The sequence below is a fragment of the Microcoleus sp. Pol7_B2 genome (assembly GCF_036701035.1).
In the GTDB taxonomy this organism is placed as follows: domain Bacteria; phylum Cyanobacteriota; class Cyanobacteriia; order Cyanobacteriales; family Microcoleaceae; genus Microcoleus.
The window spans coordinates 28,763-41,392 of sequence record NZ_JAUBQB010000012.1 but is presented as its reverse complement, the minus strand read 5'-3'; the positions used below and the strand labels follow the sequence as shown (position 1 = coordinate 41,392).

Sequence of the window (12,630 nt, the reverse complement as noted above, 5' to 3'; positions counted from 1 at the left end):
TTTGGAGTTTATGAACAACAATACACCAAAAATTGAGGCTCTGAGAGAAAGTTTTGCCAGAGTCTACGATGGTCCAGACCGATTGCAGCGCGAGTATGACTTAGTGTGTGAAGCAAAGCGGTTGAATATGGAGATAGACATTTATCGCCGTTTATACGATCTCAGGTCAGAAGAACCTATCGATCCGTACCCTAAGACTAAGAATTGGTGGAACATACATACTACTTGGGCTAAGTGGGCACTGCACTTACCTACCAAGAAAAAATGGGCTTTGCTCCGCAAAGGATCTGTGAAATTATTACAAAGTGGGATAGTAATAACTGTTGTCATTGGGTTGGGTCGCTATGTTTGGGAAGCACCAAAACGACAGAAGCAAGCACACTATCAAGCATGGACGGTTATTAATTCAGCGTTGGGTCAAAACGGTAGTGGAGGAAGAATTCAGGCTTTGCAAGACCTGAATAAAGATGGGGTTAGTTTGCAAGGGCTGAAAGCTCCAGAAGCAAATTTAGAGGGGATCAAACTGGAAAAAGCTCAACTCGGTGGATCGAGCCTCGAAAAAGCTTGGATTAACAAAGCCAACCTCAAAGGTTCTAATCTTAATGGGGCATGGTTAAAGGATGCCAATCTTAGTGAAACCGACCTTAGTGGAGCATCATTAGATGGAGCCAACCTCAATGGAGCCAACCTCAAAGAAACCCATCTCAACGGAGCTAAAAACCTAACCCCAGAGCAAGTTAAAGCTGCCCAAAACTGGGAAACAGCCCACTATGACCAAGAGTTACGCGATCAACTAGGTTTACCTTGAAAGCAGTTAATGGAGCAGCTTAAGGAAGCGAAGCGATCGCCTCCTTAAGCTTAGATCCTTTCTTTGGTTTATCCCCCTACAGTGGTTTGATCGGGGAACCACAAGCCGAAATAGTCTACAAGCTTGTTACTTACTTTGAAATTGGAACAGAGTATTAAGTTGAAGCCATTTAGGAGAAAATCATGAAAGTTGGAATTGCTTTTTTTTTAATTCTTCTAGCAGGAGCAATAGGAGGTGCTGTAAATGCCCTTCTGACTCAGAATGGATTTATATTACCTAAAAAAATAGAGGATAAAGATTTCACAATCGTGAAACCTGGATATATGGGTAATATTTTAATTGGTGCTGTTTCAGGCATTGTTTCATGGGGATTATATGGTCCAATAGCAGGAGCTAATATACTTGCCGCTCTGGATGCTCCATTAAGCCTTGCCTCTTTCGCTGGTGCGATTCTTGTCGGAGTTGCTGGTGCAAGATGGCTTACAAATGAAGTAGATAAGAGCCTTTTTAAGGCGGCTGCTATTGAGGCGGCTAAAAAACCAGCAGATATCCATGCTTCACAAAGGATCTCAAACACGACATCACCGGAGAAGGCTTTTAAGATAGCAAAAGGAATAACCGACTAAACTGCGAGATGCGATCGCTTTGGGGCTAACCAATAGTCGTATAAAAAAAGAGCGATCTCTTCCTAGCAACAAGCGATCGCCCCAAAACTTCCTCCCTCACAATAGTAAGCTGTAGCCAAGAGGCGCGATCGCCCCCGTTTACTATAAAATAACTCCTGAAATTACGGATCTGTAATTCCTTTCATCCCTCTTTCGGCCAAGCCTTTGCCGGCCTTTCTTTTAGAGCGACACCTAACCAAAAGTTTAGGTTGCTTCCCCCACTTAGGTTTAGCTTATGCCTGATCTTTTTTATGGGCATCTAACTCAACTATGAGTTAGATGCTTTCTTGGGTTGAACCCCGTACAGTAGTTTTATAGAACCCAAATTCAACGAGGTTGGTATGGCAAACGATGTATCTACTGCATACGATTCTGCTTGGGATGACGAATTTTTTTTCAAAAAGGTAGAAAGCTTGACTGAAGAAAAATATCCCGATTTTTCTAAAACATTGAATATGGCTTTTATTGGCAAAGTCAGCTCCGGTAAAAGTTCATTAATTAATGCTTTTTTAAAGAGAGAGCGGGCAGATATTCTCGCAGCAGTCGGTGCGAAGTCAGGAGTTACGACTAAGCTAAAAATATTCCAATTGGATCGTGTAAAACTTATAGATTCACCAGGTCTTGATGATGTCCGTTCTGAAAATAGCAAAGTTACAAAAGAATTTCTAGAACACATTGATGTAGGGGTATTAGTTGTTACTGGATCTTCAGATGGAACCCAAAAAAAATACATTGACGATCTTCGCGCAAGCTGTAGTAGTATATTTGTAGTTCTGAACAAGATCGATGAGTGGGATAGGCATACTCCCTCTACTTTAGAAGGTATCAAAGAGCAATGGAAGACGCATCTTCATATTGATAAAATCTATCCAGTCTGTGCGTTTGGTTACGATCCCGAAACTAAATCTAATGAGCCACTAGATGTACGAGGTGTGGATGAACTTAGAAGAGACATAGAGAGTTTTTTGCAGGGACAGGGAAAGAATATTTTACTGGCCCGACATATGGCTGAGAAGCAATCCTATGCAATCAAGATAATAGCAAGTGCCTTGGTCGCTGTTTCAAGTCAAGTTTTGCTCCCAGGCAGTGCAGCTTTTATTGTAGCAACCCAGGTTTCTGCAATTGCTTCGCTTTACTATCTTTACACTGGCAAAGCACTTGCTCCTAAAGCTGCTATTTCGTTGCTACCTTCTTTTGCAAGTGAGGCAATTTATTCTAATGTTTTTTTGTTCGTACAGTCATTCATACCTCCCACAGGAGTGCTCGATCTCCCCGCCGCTATTGCTGCTATAACTACTACAGTTTCAATGCTAGCTACTGTGAATCATTTCTTGGCAACAGGAGCTAAACTTGAAGAAAAGCAGCGTCTTCAAGAGGCATTCAGAACATACAAAAAACAAGCGACTCAAGAAGTTTTCTTCAAAATCGATCTTGAAAAGTTAAAGAATCCTGACTATATACGAGAGACAGTTACAAGATTCATCATGGGTCAGGCAATCGCTTAAATTAGAGTGTAATTAACTTGGCTTGCCAGAGGTACTTCATGAGTAGTATCTAGGATTTACGACGCACCGAGACCAAACAGGAATGAGACCATGAGGTTTTCAGGCCTCTCTCTCGGCCAGGAGTAGGTCTCAAACCCTTGAAACTTCGTTTTGGTGAGTAAGTCCTAGCATCTTATAGTTTACTTCCCGATCAGTTTAACAATAACGCCAATGCAATGCGATCGCCAAGGTACTAACCCAAGACTCCTACAAAAAACAAACGTCCGATCGCCCTCCAAGACGCGATCGCGCGATCGGGCGGAGTAAAAAAGCGGCCGATATTATCGAACAGGTTGTATGGACTCGAAACCGGGTCTTCGCTGAAAAGTCACCGCAGACTGTGGTATGATTTTGTACTTTAACTGAAACCACAGCCCCTAGACAAACCATAAGTAAAGCAGTAGCCAGGATTTTCAACTGTTTGAGTATCATACTTAAGCAGTCCATATTAAGTCATTTTAGAAAAGTTTGAAATTGAGACGGTGTTGCTTGTGGGCGATTGCAACGAAAAAGGAAGCAGTCGATGCGATCGCGGAATTTCCAGCAAGGGTTTCAGCAATTAATAACGTCCGGTGAAACCTCGGCAGTTGCTATAATTCCAAATATTCAAATCAAGATTAAGCGTGTCACCAGCAAACTCTCAACAACAAACGCCTCTATTAGATGCCTTGCGCGATCGCACAAATCATCCACACGCCCCATTCTACGCCCCCGGACATAAACGCGGACAAGGAATCTCTCAACCCCTAATTGACTTATTCGGTGCAGCAGTATTTCGATCGGACTTGCCGGAATTGCCGGAATTAGATAATCTCTTTAATCCAGAAGGTGCTATTGCCGAAGCTCAAGACTTAGCCGCCGCAGCATTTGGAGCTCAATCAACTCGGTTTTTGGCCAACGGTTCGACTTGCGGAATAATCGCCGCCATCTTAGCAACTTGCGGCCCTGGCGATAAAATTATCTTGCCTCGAAATATCCACTCCTCGGCGATTTCTGGTTTGATTTTATCTGGTGCAATTCCAATTTTTGTCAATCCAGAGTACAACCCGGATTGGGATATTGCCAACAGCATCACTCCAGAAGCCACAGCCGCAGCATTAGAACAACATCCCGACGCCAAAGCAGTAATGATAGTTTACCCAACCTATCACGGCGTCTGTGGGGATTTGCGGGCGATCGCCCAAATTACCCATCAATACAACATACCGTTATTAGTAGACGAAGCCCACGGCGCGCACTTTAACTTTCATCCAAACTTGCCAGAACCAGCACTATCAGCCGGCGCCGATTTAACTGTACAATCAATCCACAAAACCCTCGGTGCAATGACACAAGCATCGATGCTGCACGTCAAGGGCGATCGCATAGATATCCAAAAATTAAATAGAGCATTGCAGCTAGTACAATCTACCAGTCCCAGCTACTTATTATTAGCATCCCTAGACGCAGCCCGCCAACAAATCGCACTCCACGGCAAAGAGTTAATGGCGCAAACTTTACAGCTAGCAGAAAAAGCGCGATCGCGCATCAGTCAAATTCCCGGATTATCAGTTTTAGAACCGTTAAATACACCGGGTTTTGCAGCATTAGATCGAACCAGGCTAACAGTAAAAGTATCAGATTTAGGAATCACAGGATTTGCCGCCGATGATATTCTGCACTCTCAACTCGGCGTCACCGCAGAATTACCAATGCCGCAACATCTAACATTTATTATCAGCTTGGGAAATACAGAATCAGATATTGACAATTTAGTTAAAGCTTGTACTTTTTTAGAAGGAAGAAGGAAGAAGGAAGAAGGAAGTTCGACAACGGATTCTGTAACGGATGTAACGGATGTCAGGAAGAAGGAAGAAGTCAGAAAGAAGAAGTCCGAGAGAAGAAGTCCGATGTCCGATGGAAGATTTGCCCAATCTCCCACTCTCCCACTCTCCCCCTCTCCCCCTCTCCTCTCCCCCCGCCAGGCCTTCTTTTTCCCAGCGGAAACAGTACCCGCAGACAAAGCAGTCGATCGACTCAGCGCCGAACTCATCTGTCCCTATCCCCCAGGAATACCAGTCTTGATGCCCGGTGAAATCATTACCCCAGCAGCCGTTGACTACCTGCAACAAATCCTTGCCGCCGGCGGAAAAATCACAGGTTGTAGCGATAGAAACCTCCAAACTCTCAAGGTTGTGCGACAGTAAATATTAAGGCTTGGGGGAAATTGGGAGAATTCCTACTTCTTCCGCGAGTTCCAACTGCCGTCTTGCTTCACTCAAAAATCAAAAATCAAAAATATAACTATGCTTTGGCCCTACGTCACTCCAGGCATCCCGGATGACTTATTTGAACGTTTACCGGGAATTCCCATGAGTAAGCGAGAAGTCCGACTGCTGTTAATCTCCCACCTGCGGCTGCAAGCAGATTCAGTGGTGTGGGACATCGGTGCAGGTACTGGTACGATCGCCGTAGAAACAGGTTTGCTTTGTCCCAAAGGTCGGATTATCGCCGTCGAAAGGGACGAAGAAGTAGCAAGCTTGATTCGCAGAAATTGCGATCGATTCGAGCTCGACAACGTAGAAGTCATAGAAGGCAGTGCCCCGGAATGCCTTGCAAACCTGCCCCAACCCCCCCACCGAGTCTGCATCGAAGGAGGTCGCCCCATTAAAGCGATTCTCCAAGAAGTCTGGCGGTACTTGCCACCTCACGGTAGAGTTGTCGCCACAGCATCCAATTTAGAGAATCTTTACGCCCTTTCCGAAGGGTTCGCCGAGTTGCAAGTCCGCAACATCGAGGTAGTCCAGTCCGCCGTCAACCGCTTGGAGACTCGCGGCCTCAGTCAAACCTTTGCCGCCGTCAATCCCATATTTATTCTCAGCGGCGAAAAGCTGGATTAGAAGCAAGAAGAAGGCACGACACGAATTTTGACACCGATACACGAATTAATTCTGTAATTTTTAATCTTTTTTAAGTTCACTTAACCTTCATACTTAAGAATAGGGGCCACCATAGCTGGATTGACCGCCTGACTTGAGATATTGGATGACCGATGGGGGATGGGGATTAGTTGTGCAAGGGATCAACTCGTGCTCTAGAAAAATCCAAAATCTCCAATCCAAAATCCAAAATCCAAAATCCAAAATCGAATGATCCGCCGCCGTCTGCAAGAGAAATTCATTTTATGCCTTGGTCTCGTATCCTGAGTGGAATAGTTGCGATCGCCCTTGCTTTGGGAATGATTATTATGGGCGGATGGTACTTCACCGTCGGCTTTGGAGTCATCGTCTACCTAGGTCAATTGGAATATTTTCAATTAGCCAGGGCTAAAGGTATTGCACCCGCTGCCAAAACTACCTTAGCCGTAAGTCAAGGGCTATTAATTACTGCCGCCCTAGCACCGGAACTCGTAGATGCCATGTTCCCCTTAGCGGGAACCTTAATCTGTTTCTACCTGTTATTCCAACCTAAATTATCGACGATCGCCGATATTGCCTCCTCAGTTTTAGGATTGTTCTACGGCGGTTATTTACCCAGCTATTGGGTACGGCTGCGAGTAGGCCTCGACCCAGGCAATCTTGCTACAACCCAACTTTCGCAAGCAGTAGCAAGCAATTTGCCGGTTAACATTTACCCGTCCCCATCTTGGACAACTTCTAGCCATATATCTTTAGGATTGACTTCGCTGCTGCTGGCTTTCCTCTGCATCTGGGCCGCTGACATTGGGGCTTATTTTGTCGGCAAATTCTTCGGGCGCACTAGCCTGTCCCACATCAGCCCCAAAAAGACCGTTGAAGGTGCCGTATTTGGAGTTTGCGGCAGCATCGCCGTGGCAGTCGCTGGGTCTTGGTATTTAAACTGGCCGGGGTGGCCCTATACTGGGGCTGCTTTTGGTCTGTTGATCGGCGTTGCTAGCCTGTTGGGAGATTTAACTGAGTCGATGATGAAGCGAGACGCCGGTGTTAAGGATTCGGGACAGTTGATCCCCGGTCACGGTGGCATTCTCGATCGCACCGACAGTTATGTTTTTACCGCACCGTTAGTCTACTATTTTGTGACTTTACTGTTGCCCGCGATCGACTCTTTTTTAATTAATCGGTAATTGGGCATGGGGAATTGGGCATGGGGAATTGGGAATTCGGTATATATTCCCAGGCTTTGCCGAGGAAGCAGGTTAAAGTCAACTGTTAACTGTCAACTGTTAATTAACTAAGGCAAAACTCTAATTCCTCCCCGACAAACAATCTCCCCCGGACTCAAGATCAACTCTTCTATCTCAACTTCCGGCCCAAAATCAATTTTAAAACCATTGAAATCACTGCTCTTTAATTCTCCATCCATTTCGATTTCTGGTGATTCAAACATCAATTCGCGACCGCTGGCTATCCGCAAACCAGTCCGCAATACAAAAGGAATTTGCCTACCGCCAGCGCGCAAAATTGCAGCCGAAAGCGTCAACAAACCCGCCTCTATTACAATCTGCGAATTTTGCAACTTCAGCGACTGTTCCCTATCTGCCAGTGGCAGCATTGGCAGCAAAAATTCGCTCAAAGCATCAGCAAGCAAAGGCGCTTTCAGTGACGCATTCAAATCCGCTTGGCTGAGCCTCAAAACGCCTGTCACGGGAACGGATTCTAGGAGGCGCAGGGGTTGGCCTTTGAGAGCTTGACCGAGGTTGATGCGAATGTCGCAGCCCTCTATGGCAACTTCAGTTAGGTGTAATCCTTTATACACAGCACCGCGAGCGGCAGCCGTGACTTTGGGGATCGCACCGCTGAAGATTTGTCGATCGCTCCCCTCAATTTTCACCTTCAATTCGTCCACCTGCTGAACTTGCGATCGCAGCCACAACTGCACCGCCGGAGACAGCACCGCGCTCGCTATCCGGCTGCCTTGACTCGGCGAAGGTTTCCCCGGTTCCTCGCCCAGATTAACAGTCCCACCAGACCCAGCAGCCCCATCTCTATTGTCAAATTGAAGAGAGTTTTGATCGACAGTCATAAACAATTTCAGAAGATAAACCTTAATATTCAAGCACAGAAATTTAACTAGAACTTGCACATCCGGCCTCAAAAACCCGGTTTCTGCACAGATATACCGCTGTCAACCTCTGATTTTCCTTAGAAACCGGGTTGATGAACACAAGTCCGATTAACTGCAAAACCAAGCAGAAATCTGGCATCAGCAAGGCCAGAAGCAGAAAAATTCTCACCTTTCCCCCCTTGGAATATTGGGGTAGTTCACGAGTTGTGCGATCCCGATGAAAAATTCGCGATCGAGCGTATAAATTTAACCAGCAGTACGGGATTTATGGTAGTGTTGGTTTATGGTCGGGTCAGACCCACACCTTTCAAACCAGCCGCAAACCAACGGTGCAAACCTGTGCCTGCCGCGAGTCTTTTCCTCGTAGTTTTTGCACAGCATTCAGGGTAATGCCATCAGGACAATCTGCACCGGGCACAAGGACAATCTTTGCCACGCCGGGCGTCCTGTAATAATTGGTCAGCATTATAATTTATTCCCAATCAGGAATTGAGCATTGCTAGTACGGTTAATCAATTAACCGTGTCGTGTTTCCTCCCCACCGTTCGCTCGTTGGGGATTTCCACACTCCCGTCATGTCTGATGAAAGGCTGCAAAAAATCCTCGCCCAGTGGGGCATTGCCTCTCGCCGTCTTGCAGAACAGATGATTGTAGCTGGACGAGTCCGAGTTAATGGCAATATTGTTCGCTTAGGAGAAAAAGCGAATCCCGATCGCGATCTTATCCAAGTCGATGGAGTCCCGGTGAAACCAACGGATCGACCCGCAAAGGTCTATCTGTTGCTCAACAAACCGGCAGGCGTAGTTTCTACTTGCAGCGATCCCAGGGCCCGATCGAAAGTTCTCGACTTGCTGCCACCCCAACTGCGCTCCGGTCAAGGCATCCACCCCGTAGGACGCTTAGATGCAGATTCCACCGGCGCCCTCTTACTTACCAATGATGGTAAGCTGACATTTTGTTTGACCCATCCGCGTCACTCGATCGCCAAAACTTATCAGGTTTGGGTGAGCGGCGATCCCCCGGAACCCATACTGGAAGCGTGGCGTCAGGGCATCATCTTGTCCGGCAGAAAAACTTTGCCCGCGAAAATTAAAGTTCTAGAACGCGCGCAAGACCAAACTCTGTTAGAAGTCATTCTATCAGAAGGCAGAAACCGACAGATTCGGCGAACAGCCGAGCTCTTGGGATATCCCGTGGTGCGCCTGCACCGCACAGCCATTGGCCCGATTCAATTGCAGCGGCCTGGTTCGCCAATATTGCCACCAGGCTGCTGCCGACCCCTAGAAGATGCGGAAATTATTTATTTATGGAATCTAGTCAACCTAACATCAATAAGCGTGCCAGTAAATTCCCAGGAGCACAGCATATGACAAAGAATTTATTGTTTTTATTCTTCAAAACAACTAAGCAGAAACTGCACTCCCAAGAGCCAGAAACAGCTCAGAAAAAGCTAGCGGAAATTGGAAATCAACTCCGTCAGTACCGCGAACAGCAGTCGATTTGTTTGGACAAAGTAGCCGTGGTAACAATGATTCGGCGGAATCTGCTACAAGCAATCGAGGACGGTCAACTCGACCAACTTCCCGAACCCGTCTACACTCAGGGTTTGATCAAGCGCTACGCTGAAGCCATGGGTTTGGACGGAAATCAGTTTGCCGAATTTTTCCCGATCGAACCGGCGCCCCGATCGAGAACCAAGCTATCTTGGCAAGATGGGCCTCAGTTGCGGCCGATGCACCTCTACCTCTTTTACACATTTCTAATTATCTGTTCGGTCAATGTCTTATCTCAGTTGATGAGCGGTTCTGTTACCGCAAAAAACGGTGCGGGAGCCGAAGAACTAGCGCTTGGGCAGCAAGAACAAGCTCGTTTAGCTGCTGAGGCATCGAGTTCCTCACAAAATCAGAAACCGGATAGTTACGAGGCTGTCGAAGCAGTAAGAACCGGTCAAAATTTAAATAAATCTGGCAATAAACCAGTAATGGTTAGCGTCACTTTTAAAGCCGAATCGTGGATGCAGGTTGAAGTCGATGGTAAAACAGAGTTTGAGGGAACTTTGCCTTCAGGGACTGTTCGCACCTGGGGAGCTCAAAAGCAATTAGTAGTGGTAGCAGGTAACGCCGGCGGGGTAATGGTTGCTGTTAATAACGGACAAGCCGAACAACTAGGAGATCCTGGAGTCGCCAAAGAAGTTGTTTTTAAAGCCAACGAACTCAATCCTTCATTACCACCCAAGAATGAAGGTTGAGTGTTAATTGGTAATTGTTAATTGGTAATAGGTAATAGGGGGCAGTCCACAGATTTTAATTAGAATGTCCGTCTTGATGCCCTCATTACCCATTACCAATTACCCATTCTATCAAACCCGGTTGCATCGGAATAGTCAAATCCAGTCAACCGTCAACAATTCCCGATGGTGCAACCGGAATTGATCTAATTCATCTGCGTTAATCTGTGTTTATCTGCCTGTATCTGCGGTAAAAAAAAGAGAATGTATTAACCGCAGATGACAATAGGTTGACGCTGATTCACGCAGATATAGAGTAGAGAGATAGGAATGATTCCGATGCTAACAGATTTGATATTACCCCTTAACAATTACCAATTACCCACTACCAACTACCCCTTACCGACGATCAATGTTTATTAGGAGCGCGCCCGGAGATGTAAGTCATAGTTTTGAGCCGATCGCGCACTTCCCAATTCAAAGCTTCGGGTCGATACCGCCATCCCCAATTTCCCTCTGGTTTCCCCGGAAAATTCATCCGCGCGTCAGTACCTAAACCCAACAAATCTTGAAACGGCACAATTGCCATATTAGCAATAGAAATCCAGCCCATGCGGATTAAAGACCAGTGAATTCCTTGGGGATCGATGCAGCCCAAATAACGCAAAACCTCATCTCTTTCGTAGTCTTGCAGTTGATTGAACCAGCCAACAGTCGTGTCGTTGTCATGGGTGCCGGTGTAGACTACCGAGTTGCGATCGTAATTGAAAGGCAAAAAAGGATCGCCAGGGCCCGCGCCAAAAGCAAACTGCAAAATCTTCATTCCTGGAAACTCGTATCGATCGCGCAAAGCTTCCACTTCAGGAGTAATTACCCCTAAATCTTCAGCGATAATCGGCAAGTTGCCAAACTTCTCGTTAATTAGATCCAACAAAGCTGTTCCCGGCGCTTTAATCCACTCTCCCTCGATCGCAGTTTCCTGTCCGCGCTTCACGGCCCAGTAAGCTTCAAATCCTCGAAAGTGATCGATCCGAGTCACGTCTACATAAGAGAAAATCGCTTCAAAACGCTGCACCCACCACTCGAAATTAGTTGCTTGCAACTTCTCCCAATTGTATACCGGGTTGCCCCACAATTGACCTGTATTGCTGAAGTAATCAGGGGGAACTCCCGCCATTAAAGCTGGTTCTCCGCTGGCTTCATCCAAGCAAAATATTTCTGGATGAGACCATACATCGGCGCTGTCGTGAGCTACATAAATCGGAATATCGCCAATAATTTTAATGTCCCGCATATTAGCATAGCGTTTCAACTCCGTCCACTGGCGAAAAAACTCAAACTGGACGTATTTGTAGTAATAAATCTCAGCATTTAGCTGCTGCCGCCACTTCTCTAACGACTGTGGTTCTCGACGGGCAATTTCTGGCTCCCAATTGTTCCAGCTAACACCGCCAAAGTGATCTTTTAGTGCCATAAATAAGGCGTAATCTTCCAGCCAATTCTCTTTGCTTTCGCAAAAACCTGAGAATTCTTTTTGCTGGATCGGGGATGCTTTGGCTTTGAAGTTTTCGCAAGCTTTTTTGAGCAAAGGCACTTTCAGGGCGATCGCTCGATCAAAGTCTACATAATCCAGCGGAAATTCTGGCAAATTAGCGAAGTCTTCATCTGCGAGCAATTGCTGGTCCCGCAGCAGTTCTGGGTTAATTAGCAGCGGATTTCCCGCCATTGCTGAATAGCACGAATAAGGAGAATTGCCGTATCCTGTGGGGCCCAGCGGCAATACCTGCCAGTATTGCTGGTCGCTCTCTACTAAAAAGTCAATAAAACGATATGCTTCTATTCCCATGTCCCCAATGCCAAATCGACTGGGAAAGGATGTGGGGTGGAGTAGCATGCCGCTTGATCGGGGAAAAAGCATAATCTATCTAAAGATATAGGAATTCAACATTGACAATTTGACCTATCTTCCCTACCAGTTAAACTTCGTAGTTTTTATGGCGATTGTTAGGGCAAATACTTTTGTGATTGTCTCATATTTTCTGCGATAACGTGCTTACAAAATATTTTTATAACACTCTACTCATAAATCCTGAGTAGAGTTCAAAACATCAAAATCCGAACTTACACGATCGCCCTGCTTTCACCGCTAGGTTTTTTTACCCAGGCTCGTTTGCTGCAACAAAGTATTTTGCTTGAGCGTACCTGGTTTCTGCTTAACCTTTAAATTTAACTTTTCTTGGGTTTTGGCCCCATCTCTCTGCAGTCGTAAATTGCTCACCAAGAATCAGCCATCACTTAAGCAGAGCCAATGCACAAAATAGCCGGCTGTTTTGTATCTCAAAAAACAGCCGGCTGCGAAATTAC

General features: G+C 46.0%; 11 protein-coding genes. 8 read left to right on the top strand and 3 right to left on the bottom strand.

Going from position 1 to position 12,630, the window contains the following annotated elements; translation table 11 throughout:
• The first annotated feature begins 10 nt into the window (after positions 1-10).
• The 6 genes from QUA57_RS07235 to QUA57_RS07210 all read left to right on the top strand — a co-directional run bounded on the left by QUA57_RS07235 (position 11) and on the right by QUA57_RS07210 (position 7,098).
• Entirely contained in the window at positions 11-808 is a 798-nt protein-coding gene (locus QUA57_RS07235) for a pentapeptide repeat-containing protein (RefSeq protein ID WP_333061704.1), read from the top strand.
• A gap of 182 nt (positions 809-990) precedes the next feature.
• A complete protein-coding gene (locus tag QUA57_RS07230) occupies positions 991-1,434 on the top strand; it encodes a hypothetical protein (RefSeq protein WP_333061703.1) in 444 nt (147 codons plus the stop codon).
• Positions 1,435-1,814: 380 nt separating this feature from the next.
• Entirely contained in the window at positions 1,815-2,978 is a 1,164-nt protein-coding gene (locus QUA57_RS07225) for a GTPase (RefSeq protein WP_333061701.1), read from the top strand.
• Positions 2,979-3,640: 662 nt separating this feature from the next.
• Positions 3,641-5,203, top strand: coding sequence for an aminotransferase class I/II-fold pyridoxal phosphate-dependent enzyme (locus QUA57_RS07220; protein ID WP_333061700.1), 1,563 nt, complete (start codon positions 3,641-3,643; stop codon positions 5,201-5,203).
• Positions 5,204-5,302: 99 nt separating this feature from the next.
• Complete coding sequence (cbiT, locus tag QUA57_RS07215) at positions 5,303-5,896, top strand: precorrin-6Y C5,15-methyltransferase subunit CbiT (RefSeq protein ID WP_333061699.1); 594 nt, start codon at positions 5,303-5,305, stop codon at positions 5,894-5,896.
• Positions 5,897-6,180: 284 nt separating this feature from the next.
• On the top strand, positions 6,181-7,098 hold the full coding sequence (locus QUA57_RS07210; protein ID WP_333061698.1) for a phosphatidate cytidylyltransferase: 918 nt from the start codon (positions 6,181-6,183) through the stop codon (positions 7,096-7,098).
• A gap of 107 nt (positions 7,099-7,205) precedes the next feature.
• On the opposite strand, the gene QUA57_RS07205 is transcribed toward QUA57_RS07210, so the two are convergent.
• Together QUA57_RS07205 and QUA57_RS07200 are read right to left on the bottom strand one after the other, a co-directional pair.
• Positions 7,206-7,997, bottom strand: coding sequence for a DUF2993 domain-containing protein (locus QUA57_RS07205; protein ID WP_333061697.1), 792 nt, complete (start codon positions 7,995-7,997; stop codon positions 7,206-7,208).
• Between the two features lie 349 nt (positions 7,998-8,346).
• Complete coding sequence (locus tag QUA57_RS07200; RefSeq protein WP_333038389.1) at positions 8,347-8,505, bottom strand: hypothetical protein; 159 nt, start codon at positions 8,503-8,505, stop codon at positions 8,347-8,349.
• 109 nt (positions 8,506-8,614) lie between these two features.
• Between QUA57_RS07200 and QUA57_RS07195 the strand changes: the two genes are divergently transcribed.
• Both QUA57_RS07195 and QUA57_RS07190 read left to right on the top strand, forming a co-directional pair.
• Entirely contained in the window at positions 8,615-9,409 is a 795-nt protein-coding gene (locus QUA57_RS07195; RefSeq protein ID WP_333038391.1) for a pseudouridine synthase, read from the top strand.
• Positions 9,406-10,287: a RodZ domain-containing protein gene (locus tag QUA57_RS07190; RefSeq protein WP_333061694.1), complete on the top strand. Its 882-nt coding sequence runs from the start codon at positions 9,406-9,408 to the stop codon at positions 10,285-10,287. The genes QUA57_RS07195 and QUA57_RS07190 overlap by 4 nt, the downstream gene beginning before the upstream one ends.
• Positions 10,288-10,675: 388 nt before the next feature.
• Here QUA57_RS07190 and malQ read toward each other — a convergent pair whose 3' ends face one another.
• Positions 10,676-12,184: a 4-alpha-glucanotransferase gene (gene malQ, locus QUA57_RS07185; protein ID WP_333061693.1), complete on the bottom strand. Its 1,509-nt coding sequence runs from the start codon at positions 12,182-12,184 to the stop codon at positions 10,676-10,678.
• Between the last annotated feature and the right edge of the window lie 446 nt (positions 12,185-12,630).

Bases quoted from the DNA above. Each gene is read 5' to 3' on its own strand.
- QUA57_RS07235 (WP_333061704.1), top strand. From the start codon at position 11: ATGAACAACAATACACCAAAAATTGAGGCTCTGAGAGAAAGTTTTGCC.
- QUA57_RS07230 (WP_333061703.1), top strand. From the start codon at position 991: ATGAAAGTTGGAATTGCTTTTTTTTTAATTCTTCTAGCAGGAGCAATA.
- QUA57_RS07225 (WP_333061701.1), top strand. From the start codon at position 1,815: ATGGCAAACGATGTATCTACTGCATACGATTCTGCTTGGGATGACGAA.
- cbiT (WP_333061699.1), top strand. From the start codon at position 5,303: ATGCTTTGGCCCTACGTCACTCCAGGCATCCCGGATGACTTATTTGAA.
- QUA57_RS07210 (WP_333061698.1), top strand. From the start codon at position 6,181: ATGCCTTGGTCTCGTATCCTGAGTGGAATAGTTGCGATCGCCCTTGCT.
- QUA57_RS07205 (WP_333061697.1), bottom strand. From the start codon at position 7,997: ATGACTGTCGATCAAAACTCTCTTCAATTTGACAATAGAGATGGGGCT.
- QUA57_RS07200 (WP_333038389.1), bottom strand. From the start codon at position 8,505: ATGCTGACCAATTATTACAGGACGCCCGGCGTGGCAAAGATTGTCCTT.
- QUA57_RS07195 (WP_333038391.1), top strand. From the start codon at position 8,615: ATGTCTGATGAAAGGCTGCAAAAAATCCTCGCCCAGTGGGGCATTGCC.
- QUA57_RS07190 (WP_333061694.1), top strand. From the start codon at position 9,406: ATGACAAAGAATTTATTGTTTTTATTCTTCAAAACAACTAAGCAGAAA.
- malQ (WP_333061693.1), bottom strand. From the start codon at position 12,184: ATGCTTTTTCCCCGATCAAGCGGCATGCTACTCCACCCCACATCCTTT.